This window comes from Pseudoxanthomonas sp. USHLN014 (genome assembly GCF_037153335.1).
Taxonomy (GTDB): domain Bacteria; phylum Pseudomonadota; class Gammaproteobacteria; order Xanthomonadales; family Xanthomonadaceae; genus Pseudoxanthomonas_A; species Pseudoxanthomonas_A winnipegensis.
In genome coordinates this window covers 85341-108488 of record NZ_JBBCKO010000006.1, presented here as the reverse complement: position 1 = coordinate 108488, position 23148 = coordinate 85341, and the positions used below count along the sequence as shown (strand labels likewise).

The 23148-nt window shown below is 66.6% G+C and carries 35 protein-coding genes; 23 read left to right on the top strand and 12 right to left on the bottom strand.

Translation table 11 applies throughout. The features are described 5' to 3' along the window. The first annotated feature begins 123 nt into the window (after positions 1-123). The 3 genes from WFQ05_RS12450 to WFQ05_RS12440 all read left to right on the top strand — a co-directional run bounded on the left by WFQ05_RS12450 (position 124) and on the right by WFQ05_RS12440 (position 2028). Positions 124-558: a superinfection immunity protein gene (locus WFQ05_RS12450; RefSeq protein WP_337054083.1), complete on the top strand. Its 435-nt coding sequence runs from the start codon at positions 124-126 to the stop codon at positions 556-558. A 15-nt stretch (positions 559-573) separates the two neighbouring features. Next, complete coding sequence (locus tag WFQ05_RS12445) at positions 574-1305, top strand: hypothetical protein (RefSeq protein WP_337054082.1); 732 nt, start codon at positions 574-576, stop codon at positions 1303-1305. A gap of 126 nt (positions 1306-1431) precedes the next feature. Beyond that, positions 1432-2028 (top strand): hypothetical protein, encoded by a 597-nt coding sequence (locus WFQ05_RS12440; RefSeq protein ID WP_337054081.1) that lies wholly within the window; start codon positions 1432-1434, stop codon positions 2026-2028. Positions 2029-2126: 98 nt separating this feature from the next. On the opposite strand, the gene WFQ05_RS12435 is transcribed toward WFQ05_RS12440, so the two are convergent. The 11 genes from WFQ05_RS12435 to WFQ05_RS12385 all read right to left on the bottom strand — a co-directional run bounded on the left by WFQ05_RS12435 (position 2127) and on the right by WFQ05_RS12385 (position 12459). Further along, complete coding sequence (locus WFQ05_RS12435; protein ID WP_337054080.1) at positions 2127-2387, bottom strand: hypothetical protein; 261 nt, start codon at positions 2385-2387, stop codon at positions 2127-2129. 252 nt (positions 2388-2639) lie between these two features. After that, the gene (locus WFQ05_RS12430; protein ID WP_337054079.1) at positions 2640-4247 is read right to left on the bottom strand and encodes a DEAD/DEAH box helicase; all 1608 of its coding nucleotides are present in this window, start codon (positions 4245-4247) and stop codon (positions 2640-2642) included. Positions 4248-4366: 119 nt separating this feature from the next. After that, a complete protein-coding gene (locus WFQ05_RS12425; RefSeq protein WP_337054078.1) occupies positions 4367-4693 on the bottom strand; it encodes a hypothetical protein in 327 nt (108 codons plus the stop codon). Between the two features lie 94 nt (positions 4694-4787). Continuing rightward, a complete protein-coding gene (locus WFQ05_RS12420; RefSeq protein ID WP_337054077.1) occupies positions 4788-4946 on the bottom strand; it encodes a hypothetical protein in 159 nt (52 codons plus the stop codon). Further along, positions 4943-5296 (bottom strand): hypothetical protein, encoded by a 354-nt coding sequence (locus WFQ05_RS12415; protein ID WP_337054076.1) that lies wholly within the window; start codon positions 5294-5296, stop codon positions 4943-4945. Before WFQ05_RS12415 ends, WFQ05_RS12420 begins: the two co-directional genes overlap by 4 nt. A gap of 11 nt (positions 5297-5307) precedes the next feature. Continuing rightward, positions 5308-7551, bottom strand: coding sequence for a phage terminase large subunit family protein (locus WFQ05_RS12410; RefSeq protein ID WP_337054075.1), 2244 nt, complete (start codon positions 7549-7551; stop codon positions 5308-5310). After that, positions 7548-7787: a hypothetical protein gene (locus WFQ05_RS12405; protein WP_337054074.1), complete on the bottom strand. Its 240-nt coding sequence runs from the start codon at positions 7785-7787 to the stop codon at positions 7548-7550. The genes WFQ05_RS12410 and WFQ05_RS12405 overlap by 4 nt, the downstream gene beginning before the upstream one ends. After that, complete coding sequence (locus WFQ05_RS12400; RefSeq protein ID WP_337054073.1) at positions 7784-8410, bottom strand: hypothetical protein; 627 nt, start codon at positions 8408-8410, stop codon at positions 7784-7786. The genes WFQ05_RS12405 and WFQ05_RS12400 overlap by 4 nt, the downstream gene beginning before the upstream one ends. A 357-nt stretch (positions 8411-8767) precedes the next feature. Then, entirely contained in the window at positions 8768-11152 is a 2385-nt protein-coding gene (locus WFQ05_RS12395) for a DUF5906 domain-containing protein (protein ID WP_337054072.1), read from the bottom strand. Positions 11153-11373: 221 nt separating this feature from the next. After that, positions 11374-11718: a hypothetical protein gene (locus tag WFQ05_RS12390; RefSeq protein ID WP_337054071.1), complete on the bottom strand. Its 345-nt coding sequence runs from the start codon at positions 11716-11718 to the stop codon at positions 11374-11376. A gap of 213 nt (positions 11719-11931) precedes the next feature. Next, the gene (locus WFQ05_RS12385; RefSeq protein WP_337054070.1) at positions 11932-12459 is read right to left on the bottom strand and encodes a hypothetical protein; all 528 of its coding nucleotides are present in this window, start codon (positions 12457-12459) and stop codon (positions 11932-11934) included. Between the two features lie 68 nt (positions 12460-12527). Between WFQ05_RS12385 and WFQ05_RS12380 the strand changes: the two genes are divergently transcribed. After that, the gene (locus tag WFQ05_RS12380; protein WP_337054069.1) at positions 12528-12824 is read left to right on the top strand and encodes a hypothetical protein; all 297 of its coding nucleotides are present in this window, start codon (positions 12528-12530) and stop codon (positions 12822-12824) included. 22 nt (positions 12825-12846) lie between these two features. Here the strand turns inward: WFQ05_RS12380 and WFQ05_RS12375 are convergent, their stop codons facing one another. Further along, positions 12847-13050 (bottom strand): Cro/CI family transcriptional regulator, encoded by a 204-nt coding sequence (locus WFQ05_RS12375; RefSeq protein ID WP_337054068.1) that lies wholly within the window; start codon positions 13048-13050, stop codon positions 12847-12849. A 72-nt stretch (positions 13051-13122) separates the two neighbouring features. Between WFQ05_RS12375 and WFQ05_RS12370 the strand changes: the two genes are divergently transcribed. From WFQ05_RS12370 to WFQ05_RS12280, 19 genes are all read left to right on the top strand, one after another. Then, entirely contained in the window at positions 13123-13569 is a 447-nt protein-coding gene (locus tag WFQ05_RS12370; protein ID WP_337054067.1) for a helix-turn-helix transcriptional regulator, read from the top strand. Between the two features lie 19 nt (positions 13570-13588). Then, positions 13589-13951, top strand: a complete 363-nt coding sequence (locus WFQ05_RS12365) for a hypothetical protein (protein ID WP_337054066.1) — start codon at positions 13589-13591, stop codon at positions 13949-13951. A gap of 248 nt (positions 13952-14199) precedes the next feature. Further along, positions 14200-14397 carry a hypothetical protein gene (locus tag WFQ05_RS12360; protein WP_337054065.1) on the top strand — a complete coding sequence of 66 codons (198 nt, stop codon included), beginning with the start codon at positions 14200-14202 and terminating at the stop codon, positions 14395-14397. Continuing rightward, positions 14394-14741 (top strand): hypothetical protein, encoded by a 348-nt coding sequence (locus WFQ05_RS12355; protein WP_337054064.1) that lies wholly within the window; start codon positions 14394-14396, stop codon positions 14739-14741. Before WFQ05_RS12360 ends, WFQ05_RS12355 begins: the two co-directional genes overlap by 4 nt. Continuing rightward, positions 14738-15010: a hypothetical protein gene (locus tag WFQ05_RS12350; RefSeq protein WP_337054063.1), complete on the top strand. Its 273-nt coding sequence runs from the start codon at positions 14738-14740 to the stop codon at positions 15008-15010. Before WFQ05_RS12355 ends, WFQ05_RS12350 begins: the two co-directional genes overlap by 4 nt. A gap of 35 nt (positions 15011-15045) precedes the next feature. Then, positions 15046-15330 (top strand): hypothetical protein, encoded by a 285-nt coding sequence (locus WFQ05_RS12345; RefSeq protein ID WP_337054062.1) that lies wholly within the window; start codon positions 15046-15048, stop codon positions 15328-15330. Further along, positions 15330-15602 (top strand): hypothetical protein, encoded by a 273-nt coding sequence (locus tag WFQ05_RS12340; RefSeq protein WP_337054061.1) that lies wholly within the window; start codon positions 15330-15332, stop codon positions 15600-15602. Before WFQ05_RS12345 ends, WFQ05_RS12340 begins: the two co-directional genes overlap by 1 nt. Continuing rightward, a complete protein-coding gene (locus WFQ05_RS12335; protein WP_337054060.1) occupies positions 15599-16228 on the top strand; it encodes a DUF6378 domain-containing protein in 630 nt (209 codons plus the stop codon). The genes WFQ05_RS12340 and WFQ05_RS12335 overlap by 4 nt, the downstream gene beginning before the upstream one ends. Next, on the top strand, positions 16225-16536 hold the full coding sequence (locus tag WFQ05_RS12330) for a hypothetical protein (RefSeq protein WP_337054059.1): 312 nt from the start codon (positions 16225-16227) through the stop codon (positions 16534-16536). The genes WFQ05_RS12335 and WFQ05_RS12330 overlap by 4 nt, the downstream gene beginning before the upstream one ends. After that, positions 16533-16724, top strand: a complete 192-nt coding sequence (locus tag WFQ05_RS12325) for a hypothetical protein (RefSeq protein ID WP_337054058.1) — start codon at positions 16533-16535, stop codon at positions 16722-16724. Before WFQ05_RS12330 ends, WFQ05_RS12325 begins: the two co-directional genes overlap by 4 nt. Before the next feature lie 68 nt (positions 16725-16792). Continuing rightward, a complete protein-coding gene (locus WFQ05_RS12320) occupies positions 16793-16984 on the top strand; it encodes a hypothetical protein (protein WP_337054057.1) in 192 nt (63 codons plus the stop codon). Continuing rightward, positions 16981-17235 (top strand): hypothetical protein, encoded by a 255-nt coding sequence (locus WFQ05_RS12315; RefSeq protein ID WP_337054056.1) that lies wholly within the window; start codon positions 16981-16983, stop codon positions 17233-17235. The genes WFQ05_RS12320 and WFQ05_RS12315 overlap by 4 nt, the downstream gene beginning before the upstream one ends. A gap of 8 nt (positions 17236-17243) precedes the next feature. Next, the gene (locus tag WFQ05_RS12310) at positions 17244-19286 is read left to right on the top strand and encodes a ParB/RepB/Spo0J family partition protein (protein ID WP_337054055.1); all 2043 of its coding nucleotides are present in this window, start codon (positions 17244-17246) and stop codon (positions 19284-19286) included. Next, positions 19283-19831, top strand: coding sequence for a DUF1566 domain-containing protein (locus WFQ05_RS12305; protein WP_337054054.1), 549 nt, complete (start codon positions 19283-19285; stop codon positions 19829-19831). Before WFQ05_RS12310 ends, WFQ05_RS12305 begins: the two co-directional genes overlap by 4 nt. Before the next feature lie 33 nt (positions 19832-19864). Continuing rightward, entirely contained in the window at positions 19865-20290 is a 426-nt protein-coding gene (locus WFQ05_RS12300) for a DUF1566 domain-containing protein (protein WP_337054053.1), read from the top strand. 53 nt (positions 20291-20343) lie between these two features. Next, on the top strand, positions 20344-20757 hold the full coding sequence (locus WFQ05_RS12295) for a four helix bundle protein (protein ID WP_337054052.1): 414 nt from the start codon (positions 20344-20346) through the stop codon (positions 20755-20757). Continuing rightward, a complete protein-coding gene (locus WFQ05_RS12290; RefSeq protein ID WP_337054051.1) occupies positions 20754-22040 on the top strand; it encodes an RNA-directed DNA polymerase in 1287 nt (428 codons plus the stop codon). Before WFQ05_RS12295 ends, WFQ05_RS12290 begins: the two co-directional genes overlap by 4 nt. A gap of 16 nt (positions 22041-22056) precedes the next feature. Then, positions 22057-22791, top strand: a complete 735-nt coding sequence (locus tag WFQ05_RS12285) for a hypothetical protein (protein WP_337054050.1) — start codon at positions 22057-22059, stop codon at positions 22789-22791. Further along, on the top strand, positions 22791-23147 hold the full coding sequence (locus WFQ05_RS12280; protein WP_337054049.1) for a hypothetical protein: 357 nt from the start codon (positions 22791-22793) through the stop codon (positions 23145-23147). Before WFQ05_RS12285 ends, WFQ05_RS12280 begins: the two co-directional genes overlap by 1 nt. Position 23148 lies beyond the last annotated feature (1 nt).

Here is a 23148-nt window from a genome sequence, read left to right as displayed (position 1 = left end):
TGGTGCGCCTTGGGATTCCGGGCTGTCAAACCCGGCTGCGGATTTGGCCGCAGCGAGCGGGACTGTGCGCCTCCCGATCAGCTGTGTCAAGATCGCGACCGGGGAACTCACAGGGGAAGTGGAATGTTCGTCTTGCGCTTCATCGCGCTCGCCTTTCTGGCGGCCTACGGCTATTCAATGGGGCAGATCCCGAGCAACGAGTTGAATGGCTTCGGCCAGTTGGTAGCCGCATCGTTCTTCATCACGGCGCCACTGCTGTATCTGCTGCCGACGATTGAAGCCGCGCTCCGCAAGCACCGTAGTTTGGCGGGCGTTGCCCTGCTGGACATCCTGCTGGGATGGACGGTGCTGGGCTGGATTGGCGCCATGATCTGGGCGCTGGTCAATCCCGACGGTACACCGACGAATGATAAGCCAGCAGATGCTGGACAAACTGGGGAGGCCACCCAGTACCCGCAGGTGCGGGAGACCAAGACATGCCCCTTCTGCGCCGAGGAAGTCTTGGCCGCAGCAGTGAAGTGCAAGCACTGCGGAAGTGCATTAACCGTCGAAGCATAGACAGGGGATAATCCAGTGAAAATCAGACTCATCGCCTCATCGGCACTGCTCGTGGCTATGGCCGCATGCACAGGCGCCAAAGACACCCAGTTGCCGACGGAAGTCGGCAAGATGGACTCGATCAAGCCTCAAGTAGAAAAGCTCAAGCCAGAGGAGCGTGATCTGCTGGCGGGGTATGTCCTGCGCCACACCGTCGCCGCAGCCTTGCGAGGAGAAAAAGACGGCATCCCCGCGGGCACCACCTTGGGCAAGGCCATCGACGAGCAGCGCGAATTCTTGAGCAATCAAAAGATCGAAGAAGCCAAGCAGGCCGCACTGAAGGCTGAGCTGCAGGCCAAGCGCGATGCCGCCATCAAGCAGATGCGCGACGCGGTCACCGTCACGCTGGTCGACAAGAAGATCGAGCCGGAATATGGGTTCAGCGGCATGCTGATGGATGAAAACCTGGAAATCAGGATCGGCTATCACAACAACACAGCCAAGGACATCGCCGGGGTCAAGGGCATGCTGACGGTGAATGACCTTTTTGGTGACAAGCTCTCGGCGTTTGCCATTAGCAACGACGACACTATTCCTGCAGGAGGAAGCATCGAATGGCAGGGCACACGCTCGGTGAAGTACGCAGGCGGAAGTGACAACAAGGATCGCAAGCTGGCCGCACTGGATGATTCTAAGTACACCGTCGTCTGGGAGCCGAGCCAGATCGTCTTCGCTGATGGCGCGAAGCTGGAGCAGCCGGAAGACTGATGCCGCCTGCGGAAGTTGCTCGACACAAGCGCCAAGCACCTCATCACTCGCGCATGCGACGAGATGGAAGCGGATTGCCGCCAGAAGTATGGCCGCGATCCTTAGATCACCGACAGGAGCAACCAGATGCGCTACACCACTCTCACGCTGGCGTTGGCACTGCTCGTCGGCTGCGCCACCATCCCTACCCCCAAATCGCGCAGCGAGTGGGAGCAGGTGCATATGCGTACCTTTCCGGGCAAAAGCCAGCGCGAGGTCCTGGATGCTGCGGAGAAGGTGCTGGCCGCCGCTGACCATGATTTCAAGTTCGACTATCCACCAGACAAGCTGGTCGCGTATCGCCGCTGGACTGTCTATGCGGTGCTGACCATCGCGGGAGGTACTGACTATTGGACGCTGGAAACGCGGACGGTGGACGGCCAAACCCAAGGCATGGTGCAGATCACGCAGCAGACCGGCGCCACCACAATCAGTCCCTCGTTCGGGCCAGGCGGCACCACCTCCTGGGGAGCAGACTCTTACAGCACGCCGGGGCAGCCGGTCCAAGCCCGGGCGAGTTACGACTTGTTTTGGGCGCGCGTGGAATCCGTGCTGTACGGCAAGCCGTGGGTCACGTGCGAGCAGTTCAAAGCAGGGCTCAAGGGGGAAGCGCGCGGCGCGAAGTTCGGGCTGGAAACACTGTGCAGCGTGACCACGGATGACAAAACAGTCGCGGGAAGTTAGAGCCGCGAGAGACCGCCTGAACATGGGGCTCTCGGACCGCGGGCTTGATTGGCACGTTGCCATAGGCGGTCTTGAGAGCACCCAACATCCCTGGCGGCTCACTCCGGGTCAAGCGAGTTGGCCCACTTCTGGAGTTCCTTCACCGAGTCGAACTCATTGATGCGCTGCTTGGTCCAAGTGTTGAGCTGCGCGATAAAGCCGATCAGGAAGATCAGGCCGCAGACCAGCGTCCAGAAGCGCGAGCCCTGGCTGAGCCAGATGCAGAAGGCCAGCATCGCGTAGGTACTCATGGCCGTGGCCAGGCGCTGGCCTGGCGTGCGACGTGCATCGAGCACTTTGTAGATGGTCGTGGTTTTCATGCGTTTCTCCGGTGGGTGATGCAGCGGGCTGTTGCGCCATGGCGTTGCGATGGCGGATCGGGTGGGTGTGGTCGCACCGCGCGAACCGGCCGGCGCTGTCGCGGCCCAGGTGCATGTTGAGGCGCGGGCGCGGCACGTGCGCATCGCGCTTGCGCTGGACGTTGCAGGCGGCGCACTCGCTCATGCGCCTGCCCGGGCCGTTGGTGTAGAACATGCGGTCGGGTTTGTAGCCGCCGCAGCGGGTGCAGATTTTCATGGGGCGGCCGCCCCATCGAACATGTCGGCACCTATCAGCCCGTGGCTGGCCAAGAACTGCTGCGCCAGACGCCGCAGTTGGTTCTCGCCGTTGTCGATGCGCTCGACCAGGTGCTCTCCCGGATTGCGGACACCTTCGATCTGCTCCCGCTTGACGCCGAGTACATCGGAGACGATCGGGTCGCTACCCGTGTCGCTGATCAGGAAATAAGCCATCACCGGCTCGACCTGGCCATCCCGATGTACGCGACCGATGCATTGCTCGTGTACGCCCGGACTCCAGTCCAGTTCACCGAAGACCACTGTGCTGCAGACATGCTGCAGGCCGTCGATTCCCGCGCCGGCGCGCAGGCTGATCAGCATCACCTTGGACTCGCCTGCGATGAACGCATCCTTTGCCGCCTGCTTCTGGCTAGGTGACTCGCTGCCCGTGTACATGACCGGGTTGAACGCGGCCAGCTTCTCCTGCCAGATGCTGTAGACCTCCCGGTGCCAGCCGAATAGCAGCACGTGCTGCCCGCTTTCCACCAGCAGCCGCACGAACTCGGCCACATAGGGCGCTTTGGCCAGGCCGGTCGCCTGCCGCACGAGGCGGTCGAACTCGCCGCCGGCCTGCATCTTCTCGCCGCGCCAGCGTTCGTTCGCGCCCAAGATCACCCGCGCCAGCGCGGTGGCGTCGCCGGCAATGCTGTCCAGCGCACGCTCGTCTGCCTCGATCTCGTGCGGGATCTTCGACAGCTCGGGCAACTCCCGGCCAACCTCCTTGCGCGTCCGGCGCAGCATGATCCCCTCACGGCGCAGGTAAGCGCCGAACTGCTCTGCATCCTTGAGCCGTGACTTCTCTCCAGGGGCGCTGATGCACCACTCGCGCACAAACTCGTCGTAGCCGCCAAGGCAGTCCGGGAGCAGCGCATTGACGACGTGGAAGAACTCGGTTCCGTAGTTGTAGATCGGCGTTGCGGTCAGACCCATGCGTAAGGGGGCGCGGTGGGCGAGGTATTCAGCCGCCGTGTAAAGATCCGTGCCGGGCGTGCGCAGTTGCTGGCACTCCTCGAACACCACGTAACGCGCCAATTCGGCCAGCGTCTCCGCCCAACCGCGCAGCATGTGGTAGCTGACCAAGATCACGTCGGGCAAGGTGTCCCACAGATCGGGCAGGCGCTGTCTCGGCTGTCGGGTCAGCGGGTAGGGCTTGCTCTTGCGAATGCGATGCACGCGCAGGTTCGGCGCAAATTCGGCCAGTTTTTCGGGCCAGTGGTTGGGCAGCGCGGCCGGGTACACCACGACGGCAGGCAAGTTGCCAGGCTCGGCCATGGGACACATGCCGGTGACCGTCTTGCCAAGGCCCAGGTCATCGGCGACGAGCAAGCCGCCGCGGACGGATGTCTGGGCCGCGGCCACGCGCTGGTAGTCGCGCGGCGGCTTAGCCAACGCGAAGGGTGGGATCACCCGCCTGCCGGCAGCCAGCTCTTGCAGGTCGACCTCCATGCGGACGTGCTCGGCTGCAAGGCTGTCCAGAAGGGACGATGCTTCATCCGCAAGCGCCATGGGATAGCGGCCGAGGAACCACTTCAGCTCGCGGCTGTTCTCTGGTGATGCCTTCAATGGGATTCGGTCTGAAGCGTGCTGGGGCGCTCGCGGGAAGACACGCTTGAGACGGGCACGCACTTGCGGTTCGCACCAGACGAACCACGTGCCTTGGGAGTACTCGACTTTGCCATAGCTCATAGTGCTTGCCTCTGCAGGCGCGCGATTGCGAATGGCTTGTCCGCCCATGTGGGACGCTTCTGCAGCGGGAGATCTGCCCAGGCCGGCGTCGCGGCCAAGAGGACGCCCCGGACCTGCGGCAGACCGATGTAGCGATCTACCTGGCGCAACGCGGCGCCAGCTGAGCCGGCGATCTTGACCTCAATGACGATGCCATCGAGCCAGAAGTCCGCGCGGTTATGTGCGTCCAGTCTGTACTCGCGCTCGAAGACGATGCCGGCGTCTGTCAGCACCGTCCCAAGCACCTCGTGCAACTGGACCTCGTTGCCGTAGCGATAGCGCATCGCGCCTATGTGTCGCGCTAGCCGGCTGACTGTGATGAGGGTGGGCGTGTCCACGGCTGCCAGCCCGGCCATTGGGGTTTGTGCCACCGTTGACTCACCCATTGCCGCGCACTTCGCGAAGCAGGTTCGACTGCGCCTCCCGTAGCGCGGGCAGGTAGACCAGACGAACCAGGTGATCGTCGGCTGGCGCCTTGCGCGCCTGCTCGATGGCCCATTGCAGGGCGGCAAGGGTGTCGCTGGGGTGGGTGCTCATGGCTGTTCTCCTAGGGCGCCTTCCACGTAGGCGCAGGCGGCGTTGAGGTAGATGTAGTAGCCGGCGCGGCTGATGGTCAGGCCGATACGCTTGAGGCGCTGCAGGCGCTCGGCCTCCGGCAGGTCGGTGAGGAAGACTTCGGCGCGCAACACGCGAGCCTCCTTCCAGCGGCCGATGCGCTCCAGCCGCTGCACGATGTGCTCGATGCGGTCGGCTTCTTCATCGCCGCTTGTGGCGTGCGTGGCAGCCAGGCGATCGTCGGGCGAGTAGCCGAAGCGGGCGAACTGCTCGCCGCCATAGGCGACGGCCCAGGTCTGCAGGCGCTGCTTGAGGGGGTGTGGGTCGGGCATGGTGGTCTCTCCTAGCGCAGGCCGGAATTGCGGGTGCCGCGGACGAAGCGGCGCGGGGGCGGGGTGGTGGGGGCGATGGGGCCGCGCAGGACGGCGCGGGCCGGTGCGGCGATGTCCTGCGGCAACAGCGCGCCGATGGGGGTGGCGCTGTCGGTCAGACGCTCAACCAGGGCGGCGAGGGCGGCCGATTCCTCGGCGGTGCCCCCCGTGGCGGAGGCCCAGGCCGCGCGGTCGTCTTCAGCGACCGCCGCCATCGCATCGCGCTCGAGGCGCGTGACGATGGCGTCCAACGCGGCGCGAGTGTGCATGGGGGGCACGACGGCGGGCGCCGCCCGTGTTTCACGGGAATCCGAGGCCGGCGGCGGAAGCGGCTCGACCGCGAGCGGTGTTCCACGGGAATCCACACGGTCCCATTCGCTACGGGCCAGCTCGATGATCCGCTGCTCGCGCGCGTCCCAGTCGGCGCTGCTGGCGCGGTGCAGCCGCAGGTCCTGGTGGTGGGTCACCGCGTAGGCGTAGACGAAAGTGTCCAGCGGCTCATTGCGCACGCCGCCGCGCACCTTGTCGTAGCGGTTGGTGCGCGGGTTGTAGCGCTCGCTGACCAAGCCGTCGACGTAGAAGTCGTCGAGGTCTTCGGTGATGTGGACCAGCCGTGCGTCCACCGGCTTGTCGGCATCGGCCGCCAGGCGCTGGAACAGCCATTGCTTCACTGCCACGGTGCCGACGTGGTGGATGTTGACGCCCTTCTTGTCCAGCTTGCCCTTGTAGTTGACGTCCTCGAGCTTGGGCCGGCTGAGGATTGGGGCGTTGTTGGGCCGCGCACCGAAGATGCAGGTCGCGCGGCGGATCCGGCGCTGGCGGCAGAAGTGCTTGACCGACTCGGTGCGGTGGCCGCCGGCATCGATGGCGGTGGCCTCCACCTGGACGAAGCCGCCGCGGGCATGCGGGATGGGCCGGTTGAGCAGGTCGGTCAGGCGCGCCCACACCTCGTCCTCGCCCGGGTCGCCGGAGAGCTCGATGTAGTCCAGCACCCAGGCGACCATGCCGCGCCCCCAGCCGATGATCTGCACGGCCAGGCGATCGTCCTGGGTATCCACGCCGGCGGTGACGGCCAGCACGCCCAAGGGCGCGACGCGCAGGCGGTAGGGCTCGCGCCGGTCCTTGATGACGTTGGGCGCGGCCTTGGCTGCGGTCTTGTCGCGCCAGGGCTCGGCCAGGCGGTCATTGACGAAGGTCTTGAGCTTGGCGGGGTCGTTCTGCGCGGCCAGCCACATGTGGACCAGATCCAGCCAGCGCGGGCCGAGGCCCATGGGGTAGTAGAGCGCGTTGGCGTGGTAGCCGCGGATGCGTGCGCCAGGGTTCTCGGGGATCCAGCGACCGGCCGCGATCAGTTGGGGCTTCTGGTGCTCCTCGATGACCACGCCGCACTCGCGGCAGACGTACCAGCAGCGACGCGCGTCTGGCGTCCACTGCAGACCGGCCCATTCGAACGGCTGCTCGTGGCCGCAGTCCGGGCAGGGCCAGTGCCAGCGGCGCTTGTCGGAGATCGCGTACAGCTCGGAAATGCGGCACAGGCCTTCGATCTCGGGCGTGCCGACCTTCAGCCGCTTGTAGGTCGAAGGGAAGGCGGAGTTGCGGCCGTCCACCAGCTCGCCAGGATCGTCGCCCGTCTTGAGCTGGCTGGCGAAGCTGGAGAACTCGTCGCATAGCGTGAGACCCGCAGAAGTCGACTTGAGTCGCACGGGGTTGCCTGCGTGCTCGAAGTAGAGCTGCCCCCCCTGGAAGTCCTTGAAGGCGCGACGGTTGGAGGACTCGCGGCTGTTGGTGCTGGTGAGCACGGCCTGGATGGCCGGCGTTTCCTCGATCAGGGGGTTGAGCTTCTGGTCGATCCACTTGTTCATCGACACTTCGCCCGGCAGCACCACCATGATCGGCTGCGGGTTCTCGCACATGGTGTAGCCGAGGATGTTGGCTTCCATCTCGGACTTGCCGAACTGGATACACAGCATCGCGACGGCTTCGTGGACGGGGCTGCGCGCACTAAAGCAATCCATGATCTCGACCAGCAGCGGGTTGCGCTCGTTGCGCCATTCGCCCGGGATCGCGCTGCCCTTCTGAGACAAGCGGCGATGGCGCGCGGCCCACTCGCTCACGCGCATCGGCTTGCGCGGCGCGATCGCGCGCGCGAGCGCCTTGCTGATTTCGTGCGCGGCGCTGGCGTACGCGCCGTAGGAGGGGTTGGCCGCTGTGCTCATGGCTCGAGCTCCGCACGGCGCGCCAGCAGGTCCTGCAATAGCGCGGCCACGTCGACCGGGTTGCGGTAGGCGCCGATTAACCAGAGCGCAGGCATCGCGTTGTTGCGGCGGTCGTTGACCGGATGCGAAGTGACCTGGCCAGAGGGTTTGGCATAGACGTAGCTCGTACCGCGGTGCCGGATCCTGTCGGATAGGCGCTCGGCGATATCAGCGGGGTCATCAGTCAACAGGTTCATGCGGTGCCCTTGCCAAGGACGCGCAGCTTGCGATCCAATTCTTCGAGAGCCTGTTCGATTTCGTCGCGCATCAGCATCCGCGCCTGGCTTTCGTCGTCCATCGCGGTTACACGCGAAGCCAGCGTGTCGGGAAGCAGTTCCAGCCGGCGCCGCAAAGTCATCCCGGCGTCGACCACCACCTTCACGACCTCTTCCAGAACCAGCAGTTGGCCCATCTCGAGCTGCTCATCGCGTAGGGCCTTGCGCGCCAAGGCCTCCTCCTTGTCCGCCAGCGCCTTGGCGCGGCGCATCTGGTGCGGGGAGTTGAAGGGGAGGTCGTCGGCGTCGCTGACGCCGCCAGCGGGCGACTGGGCGGCCTCGCTGGGCTCGCCCGTGACCATGGGCGCGGCGTCGGCCGTGGCCGCCTCACGCCCAGCTGCGTGGCGCGCCCTGACGCCTTCGTGCGCGGGGTTGCGGGTGGCTTGGATCCGCTCGAGCGAGGCGGCCACGCGCACGCCCCGGCCGTCGTCGGTCAGCACCAGCCGGCCGGCCTTGCGCAGCTCGGTCACGTAGCTGGGCTTGGTCCCCAGGCGGTCGGCGAACGCACGGAAGCCTTCGGCCTCAGGTAGGGCCAGGTCAGCCATGCAGAAGGCCCTCTTCCAGTTTTTTTCGAGGTTCGAAAGGTGATCTCCCTGCGCGCGAGCGCGCGAGCACAGGGTGTCTGCCGGGACCGAGCGCGTCTGCCGGCACGTCTGCCGGGAGCGAAAATGCGCAAACCCGCGCCACGCCTGCTTCTCTGCGGCATTGCCGCCTCTGCCGGGACGCGGCCCGTGTGCGCGCATGTGCGCGCGCGAGTGGGCGCAGACTGAGGGAGCTACCCCCCGCGCGGGCGGGCGCGCGAAACCCCGCAATGCCCCAGAGAGGCCGCAGTGACGGGATTTCTCCCGGCAAACTAGGCGGCAAGTTTGCCGGCAAACTCGACCAGCGCTGGCTATACGCGGTCATTCGTCACTCCCGAAGCCATGCCGGTCTTCCCAAGCGTCAGCGTCCTGCCGGTGCCCAGCGAAGTAGTCCGACTTGCGATGGCGCATGGCGATGATCTGTTCGCCCAGCCATGTCGATTCGACCTTGCCCTCCGGGGCGCTGAATCCGAACAGCAGGGTGGACAGCGGGTTGGTGATGTTCTGGCCCTGCAGGTGCCCCTTGCGGCTCGTGCGGATCCCGCAGTCCTTTTCCAGGGAGCTGACGAAGCGCTTCATGGAGGCGGGCTTGACGCCGGTGTTGGCGCACCATCGCTGGTAGACCTGGTACCAGTCCTCGGTGAGGCCTGGCATTGGGCGCAGGGGCGGGATGTTCCAGTTGGCCAACGCCTCGACGAAGTCCTCAGGGCTGTCCTTGGCCAGCGCGATCAGGTCGCTCTTGGCCTTGGTCGTTGGCGGCAGCGTGCCGGGGTCGAAGTCGCCCAGGTCGACGTTGAGCAGGTAGTCGTGGAGGGCGGCGATGCCGCCGTTGGCCAGCTCGGCCATGATGGCCCGGTAGTAGGCCGGGTCCTTCTTCGGTGGCGTCCAGATGACGCAGTGCCGGCGGTCATCCTTTTCCAGCACCACCGGCATCTTCTCGTTGGAGAGGAACACCAGGTTGCAGTGGTTGACCTCGTCGTAGGCCGCGATGTGCTTGGGGTTGATGCGGATCTTGGCGCCGGTGACGAGGACCTTCAGCAGGTTCTTCTGCTCGAAGCGGTGGGCCTGGGCGACCACCTCGTCGGCGATCAGGAACAGCTTGCGGCTGGCCCAGTCGTTGTGTTTGTCGACCAGGGCGTTCTGGTCGAGGATGCTGCCGTACTGGCCGTAGATGGCCATGATCGCTTCGAAGAACAGGTTCTTGCCCGCGCCCTGGCCGCCGTGCACCACCACGCAGGACTTCATCTTCGCGCCCGGATGCTGGACCGGGTAAGCGCACCATCGCAGCACCCAATCGAATAACTCGCGGCTGTTGCGCTCCTCGCTGCACAGGTAGTGCAGCAGCTCGATGATGCGATCGCACTTGCCTGGGCGCGGCGCCGTGGGCCAGCCGCCCCATAGGTTGCAGGTCACGGCGGGATCCTCGCCGGCTGGGTCGAAGCCAACTTCGGCGGGGCGGACGATGTCGCGGTCGACGTGCTCCATCCAGGCCTTGTGCAGCTCGGGCCGGATGCAGGCGTTCTTCATGTCGGTCAGCGGCAGCAGGCAGTGCTCGCGGCGATCGAACACCGCGCCGCCGCCGCCGTAGATCAGCGAGTACCGCTCGAGCAGTTCGTCGAGCTGCTGGATGGGCCGCAGCTTGCCGCCCCCGCCCCCCGGTTCGGAGGAAGGCACGGCGCGCAGGGCCGGTGGCGACCACTTCAGATCCGAGAGGCGGGCGGCCACCTGCGCGCCGACGGCGGGCAGGCCCTCCAGCGCGTGCAGGTCGTTGAAGTCGGTCGCCTTGGCGCCATTGGCCGCGTGCCGTGCCTGGCGCCCCTCTTCGTCGGCGAACACCGGGCGGATCCATTCGCCGGCGACGGCCATGGCGGCCGTGCTCGCTGCGGCGATACCGGGGTTGCCCTCGGTCCAGCAGTCGTCGTCCGCGCAGACCAAGATCTTCGCCCGCTTGTACCGCTTGCGCAGGGCCTCGGCCACCGGCTGCAGGTTGCCGGCGTCGAACGCGCAGGCAACCGGGTAGCCAGTGGCGGCATGCAGCGAGGCGGCCGTGGCGTAGCCCTCGGCCACCAGGACGATCCAGTGCGGGGTGTGGCCGAGCAGGTGGAAGTGGCCCTTCTTCGCGACGCCGGCCGGCCAGAACTCCTTGGCATGGCGCTTGGCCTCCTGCGCCTGGGCGGCACTGCGCAGGAACTGCAGCCCGTGGATCTTGCCGGTGGTGTCGGTCAGCGGCACCACCGCGGTGCCGCGCTCGGTGAACTTGAGGCCGTACCCCAGCACGCCCTTGCGCTGCAGGTAGGGCGAGGCGCCATCGGGGAGAAGCCGCGACCAGGCCTTGAGTGCGCGTGCCGCCGCGGCTTCGGCCTCTTGCTTGCGCTGTAGTTCGGCGGCCTTGGCGGCTTCCGCCCACACGCGCTTCATCGCTTCGCGCTGCTCCGGCGTGACGCGACCGGTCTCGTCCTTCGGCAGCGCGACCTTCTGTGCGCCGTTGCTGTTGCCGCGCCAAATGCCGTAGGAGCCGACGATCAGCACCCGGTCGTAGCTCGGCGACCATTCCTTGAGCAGGTACCAGCCGCGGTACTCGCGGCCACCGTCCTGAACCAGGACGCGGACGGGCTTGTGCGTGCCGATGCGCAGGCCATCGCTCGGGATGATCAGGCCGGCGTCGACCAGCTGGCCGAGGACGTCGCTGTAGTTGGATGCGACCATGGATCAGTCGCTCCCCATGATCGATTTCAGTAACTCAGGAGGGCACTGACTACCCTTCGAATGGGGTCCGAAATACCCGCAGGCGGGGGTCGCCAGGGAGGACCCGTTCCGGCCCAACCTGAACGTGTCGATCACGCTCAGGGGCAGGCGTTCGCGTGCTGTCATCGCGCGCTTCGCTTCGCGCACACCCGGGGTGCGGGGTCGCGGGCGCAGCCATCGCGTCAGCGCATCCATTGGCTGCGCCTGGCCCACTCGGCCCGCATGTCCTGCCGCAGCAGGTCGGCGGCCTCGTGGCCACGCTTCGAAGCGATCGACTCGATCAACTGGTGCACCTTCGGAGCCGTGGTGTAGCCCAGGCGCAGCCAGTGCCGCGCCTCGCACATCCGCCGGTGCAACTGGGCGGTAGACCCGGCCACGCTGGCTACGTAGGCACGGCAGCCCTGGCCAGATGTACAACTCGGTCGGGAGCAGGCCTCGGGCAGCGTGGCGATGTACGCATCGCGCTCCGCCTCGGGTAACTTGGCCAGCTGCGTCAGCGCGTTGCTCAGGCACCAGCTCGCGCTCAACCGCCGCTCCGCAGCGGCAGCAGCCTTTGGCGATGCAGTGCTGCATCGCACTCCTGCCGCAACCGCTCTCGCTCTGCCAGCGCGTCGTCGCCGAGCAGGCCCGGCTTGCCGTCGTAGAGCAGGGCATGCGCCTCGAGTATCGCGGCGCGCGCGGCCGGCCCTGGCTGCCTGGCGTGCGGACTACCCGGCCGGGGCGCGTGGGTGCGGCGCACGTCAAGCGATGCCCCGGGACTTGCGGTGAGCGCGCAGCACGCTGCGCTCCAGGCGGTGCAGCATCGTGCGCGCCGCACGCGCCTCGCGCACCAGGGCATCGGCCTCGCTCCGAGACACGTCGCCATCGGCGATCGCCTCCAGGCCTAGGCCCGACAGCGACCCAGCGTGACGGCAGATGTGCAGCAACTTGGTCTGGATAACCGCGACCTCGTCCACCAGCCCGCCGTCACCTGCCGGGATGAAATCCATCGCCAGGCCAAACTGCGCGCCAAGCGACTGGATCCATGTCTTGGCCAGCGCCTGGCCGGCTACGTGCTCTTCCATCCACTCGGTCAGCATCTCGGCCATCTCGACCGATATCGACTCTCCTTCCAAACCGCGCAGCTTCTTGCGCAGGGATTCGCCGGTGATCGAACGGCCCCGCCGCTCGGTGAGGAACGCAGCGGCGGCGCGCACGCCGCCAGGCACCTGCGTCACCGCGTTGTACAGCGCATCGCGCCAGTGCAGGTCGGTGCGGGGGCAGGTCATGGCGCACCCTGAAATGACGCGCCGGTCATCGTGGTGCGAGCGTGGTTCCCTGTCGCAGCATGGCAGCCATGGACATCACCTCCCGCCTGATCCTCGTTCCTCTGCTCGCCTACCAGGTGGGCATCGGCCCCACACGGCTGGTGGGCATGTTCTTCCGCCCCATCCGGCCCGGCGATCGCGAGCGGTTGCCCGGCCGCCCGCCGCGCTGCGCGCAGGTCCGCCCACTGGTCGGCGGTCAGGGCGACGTCAGCGCCGGGGTCCCGGTCGAACAGGGGCAGGTCGATCAGGGCGCTGGGGTCGTTGTCCAGGGCGCCGTCAATGGCCAGCAAGCCGTACCGGATGCCCCGGTCAACTGGCTCAAGTGACGCCTCCATGAACCGAGTGGCCTCATCCATTGGCAGCAACTCCGACCGGGGCAGCGCCGCGCGTCAGGTGGCGCTCGAGTTGCAACTGGCGGAGATCGGGCAGGGCCTCGTCCTCGGGCCACTGGGAGACTGCGGCGCGCGAAACGCCGAAGAACTCGGCGAGCGCGGCGTCAGTTTCGAGCCCGAGGGCGGCTTTTGCGGTGCGCTTGGAGAATGGGGTGTCCATAGGTGCACGACTTTAAGCGCGCTTAACTCTCGTGTAAAGCCCTCTGAAGCGGCCCGTTGTTAAGCTGGCTTTATGGCAAAAGAGACCATCGGGGCGCGGCTTCAGGCCGCCATGGACGCACGCGGCCTCAAGGCCGCCGAGGTGGCGCGCCTGTCCCGCAGCACGTCGGCGACGATAAGCAACTGGCTGAAGGACAACGTCGAGCCGGAGCACGTCAAAGCTGAACAGCTGTTCCGGATCGCTCACGCAGTTGGCCTTTCCGGATACGAGCTCCTAACCGGCAGCAGCAGCTATATGGAGCCGCGTGGCGTTGCCGAGACGGCCGCCACCTATGAATCTCAGCCGGTGCAACTGGAGGACTGGAAGATCGCTTTCCAGCTGGTAGCCGAAGCGCTTGGTGAGGAACTCGAGCTGCCACCTTCCAAACACGCCGAAGTCACGCTGTTGACCCACGAGCTGCTGACGGAAGGGATGCCCAGGGCGAAGGTGCTGCGATTCGTCCGTGCCGCCGCGGCGTAGCTGCCGCAAGGAAAACGCCATGCACGACAAGGTTTCCCGACTGCGGGCCCTGATGGCCGAAGCGGTGCCACGCCCCGTGCCAAAGTCCAAGTCTGAAGAAGACGCGTGGACCGCGTATCAGCACTTCGTCGCCAACGATTCCGGGGGCGCCGCCCTAGATGATAGCGCGCGTGCCAAGGCGGTAAGGGCGATCAATCGCATCGCGACCTGGTACGGCATGGGAGCAAGCTCTGCCCTAATCCAGTGGCTCGACCGCGCGGGCGCGGCAGGCATCTCTCAGCTCACCGACGATCAGGTGAACGAGCTCCACGCGCATATGCGCAACCTCGAAGATTGCATGCAATTGGGCTACGGATCCCCGTACGCGCCTGCAGCGGAATGACTGCCGCCGCGCTTCGGCGCGGCACCTCAATCGCGCGCCGCGGTTTCGGCACGATGGGGCCGGCAGCCGACCTCAAAGTCGTTTGCTAAGAGTGCTTGACACCAGAAAATTAAGCGTGCTTAATTCGTCGCCACGGCGACCGGCGGGTCGCCACCCCGCCGGGCTGAGCCCGGATGCGGAAACCTGGCACCCCCTGCCCAGGCCCGCACGGCGACCCGCCGGCGCCTCCCTCACCGGAGCGCGCGAACATGCAGAGCACGACCGAGACCCCGGAGCAAGCCGAAGACCTGGCCACGCCGACGGTCGATCACCAGGCTGAATCCCGCACCTTCATCGCCTGCGCGCTGTTGGCGCTGCTGGGCGCTGCCCTGGCCATCGCGACTGGCACCGACAACAGCCCCGGCGGCCGCATCCGTGTCGCACTGGGACAGGCGGTGCTGTCGTGAAGTGGTCGCCTAGCTTCCCTGTGAGGAAAGGCAAGGGCGCACCTGTCCTGCAGGTGGGCATCAATGAAGGACCGTTCGCACCGAGCGTCTGGGCCGGGGTGAGCAGTGCCGACCAGACATTGGCGTTCGCCAGTACGACTGGCAGCCACCGTCCGCTGCACGTTCAGGTCCACAGCGAATCCATCTGCATCGGTATGCACGTGAAGATCGCGCGCGGGCAGATGGCGCGAATCGTGCGGTGGCTGCGTCGCAACGGCGTTACGGTCGATGTTGATGCGAATAGCCCGCACGCCGCTGACCTGGCCGCGCTGACAGCCGAAGCGGGGGAGGGCGCCCCGGCATGACCACCGCGCTCATCGCCCTGCTGGCCGCGTTGCGGGCCGGCCAGCGCACGCCGACCACGGCCGGCGCCTATCTGATGTTCGATGCCGCCGCCACCCGCACGCTCGATAGCGCCGTCGACGAGCTCGAAGCCGCCATGTCCGCCGAAATGGCCCGTGGCCACGTGCTGCCATCGCCCCCGCCAGGCGCGCTACTCAAGGGCAACGCCGACCTGGTCGAACTCAGCGCCGAACAACTGCGCCAGGGCCGCCAGGCCGCGGAGCGCGGCTGATGCACGCCCACCCGATCCCACCCTTGGAGCTGACCATGGCACTGCAACCCGTCGCCCAGCGCGCACTGCTGGCGGCCTTCAATTCACCCGGACATCGCCTGCGCCGCGCGGCCGGCGGCTTCGTCGGCGCGCCCGCGAAGGTGCGCACCAGCGGCCCGCTGGAGATGCCGGCATTCACCCGTCGCGCCGTCAACTGGCTGGACAACGCCGGCTTGGTGACGTTCGACGATCCCGAGTTCCCCAGCTGCGTCACGCTCAACGAGCGCGGCTTGGCTGAAGCGCGCCGGCTGATGGAGCCCACCTCCAAGGTGGTGCGCTGATGGCCAAGCACATCTCCACTTCGACATGGATGGAGGTCGATGTCGACCTCAGCCTGGATGACCTTGCCCAGGACCTAGAAGTCGCAGACATCCAGCACCTGACCCACCTGAAGGGCGTGCCGCTCAGTGTTGGCCTTGGCTTCGGCGATGGCGATCCAGCGCGCCTGCGCGGAATCGTGGACGCAGCTGAGCGCTCGGTGCGCAGCATGGCATCCGTCCCGCGTGAGCTTCTCGACCTGATGTACTACGTCCACGGGAGGGCTATCGCATGAAGCCTTCTGTCGTTGCCTTCGGGCCGTTGGACGTCATCCAGGACGCGGTGGTGCTCGAGTTGCTGACCGAACACTTCGGCCTGGCTACCGCCGTCAACCTGGACTCTGCGCGCGCGCGCTTCTTCAACGAGGCCGGCGAGCTGGGCCTCACCACCGACCAGCAGCGCGCCGAGGAGATGGCCCGAGGCTTGGGTATCGCGTGCATCGACGCGGCCTACAGCGCCAAGATGATCCGGGTGCTGGGCGGCAAGCCGGTGGCGGAGAAGGACGCTGAACCGAACGCCGTCCTGTACTTCACCTCCGGGGAGACAGAGCCGCTCACCGACCCAGAACGCCGATGGGCCATTCTGCCGTCCCCCGCCGAGACCATCCTGCGCAACGCGGCGGCCGCAATCGAGCAGCGCGCCGCTCAGCGCGACCTGCAGGATGGTGAGCGCAGCATGGCGCGGACGGTTGCTGCCTTCAACGCGTTGACCGGGGGCGCCCTGAGCGAGCGCGACGGCTGGCTCTTCATGGCCGTGCTGAAGGCCGCCCGCGCGACCGCCGGCGCCCATCAGCTCGACGATTACACCGACGGCGCGGCCTATTTCGCCCTGGCCGGCGAGTGTGCGGAGCGTGCAGCATGAGCCGCGGCATCACCAGCCCGGGCATGGTCTACAGCATGCCAGCCGAGGAGCGCGCCGAGGCCGCACGCTGGCGCGAACAGAAGCTCCCGATCAGCACCGCCACCGCGCTATCCCACAAGGACCGCGAGCGCGCCCAGCTGCAGGCCCACATGGACGCGTTCCTCAAGCGCAAAGGGCGCATCCAGGTGTTGCCCACCACACCTGCGCGGGAGGTGCCGCAGAGCGCTGCCCTGCAGGAGCACCTGGCCAAGCGTGTCAAGGGCCGTCGAGCGCAGGCCAAGGCCCGGCAGCAGGACGAGGAGGAATGACTCAGTGCCCGACCGCGCGCGAGGGCGCCGCAGCCGAGTTGCGCGCATCGAAGCGCCGCCTGCGCACCGCGACGCAGCTGCTTGAACAGACCGAACGCTTCCTCCACGACCTTCCCGACCGGCAGTGCCCCGTTGCCCTGCTAGACGCCATCCGGCGCTTCAACAGCGCCAAAGGAGACATGCCGTGAATCAAGTTCGCCGCTGCCGCGAATGCGGCTGCACCGACATCCAGGCCTGCCCAGGAGGCTGCCACTGGGTGGAGCAGGATCGCTGCAGCGCCTGCGCACAGCTGGGCGCCACAGTCGAAGGCTTGAAGCGCACGGCCAAGCGCATCAAGAGAGAGCAGGGCGTGCAACACGCCAAGGCGTTGGACCTCGCCGCCCAGCAGCACGGATTCGGCAACTACGTCCATGCCAAGCGCCTGATTGAGCACAGGGCGCGCGCATGAACCGTTCCGTCATCGTGCATGGGCCCCAGGGGTGCGGCAAGACCCGCAATGCCGTCGCGCTGGCGCGGCACTTCGGCTTGTCCCAGATCCTCGACGACCAGGATCCGTATCGACTGCCGGTCGGCGTCTCAGTGGGCTGCCTGATTCTGACCAACCACCAGCTGGGCAACGTCCGCGAGCACGCGCACTGCGATGTCGTGGCCTATGCCGCCGCCGCGCGCGCCGCAGGCGTCAACAACCACCTCAACTAGGAAAGACGATGCAGCTCACCACCGACATCATCGCAGTGCCGCTCAGCCACCTGAGCATCTCACCGACCAACTCGCGCAAGCACCGCTCTGCGACTCACGTGGCTGCCACGTGGGAGTCACTGAAGGTCCACGGCCAGCTGCAGAACCTGGTCGTGGGCCCCGCCCAAGAGCCGGGCCGCTGGCTGGTCGACGCGGGCGGCACGCGCCTGCTCGCCTTCCAGCTGGGACTGGAGCGCGGCGAGATCGGCGACGACCATCCCGTGCTTTGTAAGCCTATCGCCGACACCGCCGCGCTCGAGGCCAGCACCGCCGAGAACACCATCCGCGAGGCCATGCATCCGGCCGATCAGTTCCGTGCGTTTCGCGCCATGGTGGAGAGCGGCAAGTCGACGGCCGAGGTCGCGGCGCACTTCAGCGTGGCCGAGTCGGTCGTCGCCCAGCGCCTGAAGCTGGCGAACGTCCAGCCTGAGCTGTTCGCGCTGTACGAGCAGGGCGCGATGAACCTGGAACAGTTGCAGGCGCTGGCGCTGACCGACGATCACAGCGCCCAGCATAGGGCGTGGTTCGGCCAGAAGGGCTCGAAAGTGGAGCACGACTGGCAGCGGCAGCCCCACGCGATTCGCGAGCGCATTACCGCGCGCGAGGTGGGGCCCGACAACCCCATGGCCAAGTTTGTCAACGTCACGGCCTACCAGGCTGCCGGCGGAGCGATCAGGAAGGATCTCTTCAGCGACGCGGTCTACTTCGCCGACGCCAAGTTGCTGCAGACCATCGCCCAGAATCAGCTGGAGGCGCTCGCCGAGCAGGAGCGTCAGGCGGGCTGGTCGTGGGCCGAGGCGCAGACATACCTCGATTACGCAGGCCAAGCCCGCTATGGCAGGGGACCCTTTGACGCCACGCGCCGATCTCCTAACGCCAAAGAGAAGAAGCGCCTGGAGGAGATCAGTGCGCAGTTGGACGCACTGGAGGACGGCGTCGACGAGATGAGCGAGCTCCAGCAGGCGTTTGCGGATGAACTGCGCAGAGAGCGCGCAGGGATCCGTAACGCGCTGGATCAATGGTCCGACGAGGCCAAGGCCAAGACAGGCGTCCTGATCTATCTCGACAAGTACAACGGGCTGCAGGTGGAGCGTGGCCGCCTGAAGCCTGGGCAAAAGCTGTCGTCGAGCGGCAACGTTGCCGACAAGGCTAGCGGTCCCAAGAAGGCGACGCTCAGCGCCGACATGCTCACCCGCCTGGAGATGCATCGCGCCGCCGCTGTGCGCCTCGCCGTGGCCACCGCCCCGGAACAGGCACTGGTGCTTCTGCTGGAACAGATGGTGCTCGAGGTGCTGCTGCCGCGCGGCGGCGCCGGGCTCGCGATGCACCCCAGCAACCAGCATAACGCCGACGCCATCGCCATCCGCGGCAAGTTTGGGGACGTGGGCAGCTGTGTCGCACGCCAACGCCTGCAGGCGCATCTGGATGCCTGGGGCGAGACGGTTCCCGGCAAGGTGGCGGAGGTTCACGCTTGGCTCGTCGGCATGTCGGCCGAACAGCGGCTCCAGCTGCTTGCCGCGCTGGTGGCCTGCACCATCCCCGTCTCGCAGTCCACTGGCCCCGTGCTGGCCCAGCGCTTGGGCGTGGACATAGCCGCGGCATGGCAGGCCACGCCCGAGACCTATCTCAGCATCGTACCCAAGTCGCTGCTGGCCGAAGCCGTTACCGACGTGGCTGGCAAGGCCGCCGGCGAAGTCCTGCTGACGCTCAAGAAGGACGCCGCCATCGCCGAGGCCGGCAAGCACCTGGCCAACCGCGGCTGGTTGCCCAAGCCGCTGCGTGGCCAAGGCTACGCCCTGCGCACCGACGGAGGCGACCAAGCCGCCGGGAGCAAGGCCACGCCTGCGGCCAAGAGCCCATCGCCCAGTAAGAAACGGCCCGCGGCGAAGAAGGCAGCCAAGAAGGGCCCGGCGAAAGCCGCCAAGACCACCACTCCGGCGCCAAAGCGCGCTACCACCAAGGCGGGCAATCGAAAGAGCCCCGCCGTCGCCAAAAGGAAGTCCGCCGCATGAGCACCCTGGTCAACATCCGCCGCCTGGAGATGCACCTCCATCTGCCGGCCAAACTCGCCGATGGCTTCACGTTGCCCGGTCACTTGGAGACAATCAGCAAGAGCGCGCCGGGGCACACGAAAGTACTTGCAGACGGCACGCACGTCGCCGGCGAGGATCCGCGTACCGATCATGTCGCCGTGATCGACCACGCCACAGGCCTGATGTGGGCAGTGGAATCGATGGGCGATCCGAAGGACGCCGATGACGGCATCAGCCAGGCGGAGTGCGAGAAGCGCTGCACTGAGCTGCGCCTGCTCGGTCACGGCGACTGGCGCCTGCCCACCCGCGCCGAGCTGGCCGCGCTGGTGGACGTGACCCGCCACGAACCGGCGATCGACACCGCGCTCTTCCCGCGCGTGAAGCCGCGCTGGCACTGGACCAGCACCGCGGCGGCGTGGTCTGCGTCGTCCGCGTGGTTCGTCAGTTTCGACCTCGGCTTCGTCCACGGCGGCCGCCGCGCCTACGACGGGTTCGCGTTGGCCGTGCGCCGTGCCGGTCAGTAATTGGTCTTTTTGATCATCTCTAGGAGCACCAACATGGAACAGCCCAAGTACATCAAGATCGGCGCCGATGGTCAGCAGCTGCCGGACGACGCAACCGAGTGGGTCGCAGTCTTCCTGCCCGCTCACGGCCTCACCTTCAGCGCCACCAGCGTGGTGGACAGCGACGTGCCGCAGGAAAAATGCGCGGAAGCGTGCAAGTCGCTGACGCTGGCCGGCCACAGCGACTGGGACCTGCCGACCATCGACGAGCTGCAGCTGCTGATCGACCGCGGCCGTTACGAGCCGGCGATCGACACCGCCTTCTTCCAGGACATTCATAACGACTGGTACTGGACCAGCACGCCGGCGGCGTGGTCTGCGTCGTCCGCGTGGTTCGTCCTTTTCAGCCTCGGCTACGTCTACGGCCTCCCCCGGCACTACGACGGGTTCGCGTTGGCCGTGCGCCGTGCCGGTCAGTGATTTGACTTTCTGTTGATCCGTCCATGCCCTCACGCTTCCAGCTCCCACCAATCGTGAAGACCGCCGAACGGCTGCTCGTCGACATCGAGCAGGCCGTGCGACGCTTCCCGCGCTACCACCGCTACCAGATCGGCGCCGACCTTCGGCGCCAGGCCATGGCTGTCTATCGCAACGCCGACCGGGCGTGGCGGGACCGCCAGCACCAAGCCGAGCGCGTGGCGCAGCTGGTGTGGGACATCGACGAGCTCAAGCAACACCTGCAGGTGGCCAAGCTGCTGCATGCCTTCGCCAGCTTCAGACAGTTTGAAGCCCTGGCGCGCGCGGCGCATCAGCTTGGCGCCCAGGCCGGCGGATGGCGCCGGCACCAAGCAACCCCTCAAGCCCAGAATGCGGCCGGCGTTGGAGCCGTGTCGCAGCGTGGCCAGAAACTGAGTACCTGCGCCGCCTCCGCGGGGGCCAAGCGATGACGAACCTGTCCTACCCATTCGGATGGTCAGCGGTGTCCCAAGTGCGCTGGGATGCGGCGGCGTGGTCTGCGTCGTCCGCGTGGAACGTCAATTTCAACAACGGCAACGTCAACAACAACCACCGCAACAACAACGGGTTCGCGTTGGCCGTGCGCCGTGCCGGTGAGTTTCAAGGGGAAGTGACACTGCAGGGATTGCATCGCGCATGGAAGTATGCGCGACGGCAGAAAGTGCCTAGCCACAACCAGTTGCGCTTCGACACGCGTTGGATGGACAACCTGATCCAGCTACAGGAGGAGCTCGCCAGCGGCACCTGGTCGCCGCGGCCCTCTACCTGCTTCATCGCCACCCGGCCCAAGGCGCGCGAGATCCATGCGCCGGACTTCGCTGACCGCGTCGTGCACCACTGGCTGGTGCCGCAGTTGGAGACGGTCTATGAGCCCGGCTTCATCTTCGACAGCTATGCCAATCGCAAGGGAAAGGGCAGCCATGCCGCAGTGCGCCGCGCGCAGGCCTTCTGCCGCCAGTTGGCCAGCGGCCAGGGCAGCGGCTGGTATCTGCAGCTAGACATCGCCAACTACTTCAACAGCATTCATCGCCCGACGCTGTGGTCGATGCTCAAGCCACGCCTTGTGCGCGCCGGATTGCACCCGCACGCCCTGCAGGCCACCCACGCACTGCTGCGGCGCGATCCGCTGCACCCAGGCGCGCAGACGCGCGCGACCGAGGCCGAGCTGGCGCAGGTGCCAGCCCACAAGCGCCTGTGCAACGCGGCGCCTGGCTGTGGTCTGCCCATCGGCAACCTCTCCTCGCAATTCTTCGCCAACGTCTACCTGGACGCGTTGGATCAGTTCGTCAAGCACCAGCTCAAGGCCAAACGCTACTTGCGCTACGTCGATGACTTTGTGCTGTTCCACCACGATCGCGCTCAGCTGCAAGCCTGGCAGCGGCAGATCACTGAGTTCGTTGGGCAGCATCTGCACCTGGGCCTTAAGGCCGAGATCCGTCTGCGGCGCCTGGAGGACGGCCTGGACTTCCTCGGCTACGTCATCCGGCCCACACACACGCTCGTGCGCCCGCGCGTGGTCGCGCATGCCAAGGCAGCTCTGCAGCAGATCGAGGCCAATCATGTCCGCGGCGGGCAGTTGCACTGCGGCGCTGACGCCACTCAACGCGCGCGGGCGGTGCTCGCCAGCTATCGCGGCCACTTCCGCCACGCCAACGCCTACCACTTAACCCAGCAGATCGCGCGCCGTTTTCCTTGGTGCGCGACCAGCGATTAAAGAGGAACCGCCCGCCATGGCCAATCTCAGCACCGAACACTCTTCCTCCACCACCGCGCCAACCGCCGACTCTGGCATGGAGTTCTTCCAAGCGCCGAAGGACATTCATCCAGCAACGTTCAATCTTGTTGCCCGGTTCGCGACGGCCTTGGCCGAGAAGTTGGCAGCTGCCGAGCTGAAGTACGGGTACTCGGACGGCTGGGCACGTCCGGACTGGATGGATCAGTGCCGCCAGCACCTGGTCGAGCACATCTCTAAGGGCGATCCGCGCGACGTGGCGGCGTACTGCGCGTTCTTGTGGTACCACGGCGAACGCACGGCCGCACTGCCCGACCAGCAGCCAGCCGCCAAGCAGGATGCGGACTGGCATTCCGTGATCGAGAGGGCGCTGGCGAAGGCAGTGAAGGCCGATCCATCGGACGCACCCTTTGGCCTTGATCCCCAGCAGGCCACGATCTGGCATCAGGCCAGCGCGTCTGCGTATCAGCACGCTCTCGAAATGATCCCAGCCAAGGCCGCCGCCCCTGCGCCGGGTGTGAGTGAGATGCATACCGCCCCGCCCGCGCCCCATGGGGATGCGCAGGATGCGGAGCGGTATCGGTGGCTGCGTGATTGGTCCAATGGGTCGCTCAGCGTGCGTCGCCTCGATGTACTCAGCTCCGAGTCCAAGCAACTCACCTGGATGACCGGCAATCAGCTGGACTTAGCCATCGACGCCGCCATCGCCGCCCAGGCCGGGGAGGTGCGCTGATGGGCCGCGAAGCTTCTAAGGCCGTCCCGCCAAACGCCGCGGCCCTGCGGCCCTGGCGCATCAAAGACGGGCGCGCAGTGCATTTCACGGGCGCGCTATTTGCCGACCCCTACCAGGGTTGCGAGATCACGATCCGACGGATGGACGCGTTCGGGATGGTGCTCAAGGAGCATGGCGGGCATCTCGCCGGCGACACCTTCGTCGATGTCCTCGATGTGGACGGAGACATCCTGCACACCTTCGAGATCACGAGGCGCGGGTTCGAGTATCTACGGCAGAAGCTGCAGGCGCGCCGTGAACCCTCGACGCTGGGCGAACACAAGGCGGCCCAAGTCGGGGAGGTGGGGAATGGCTAAG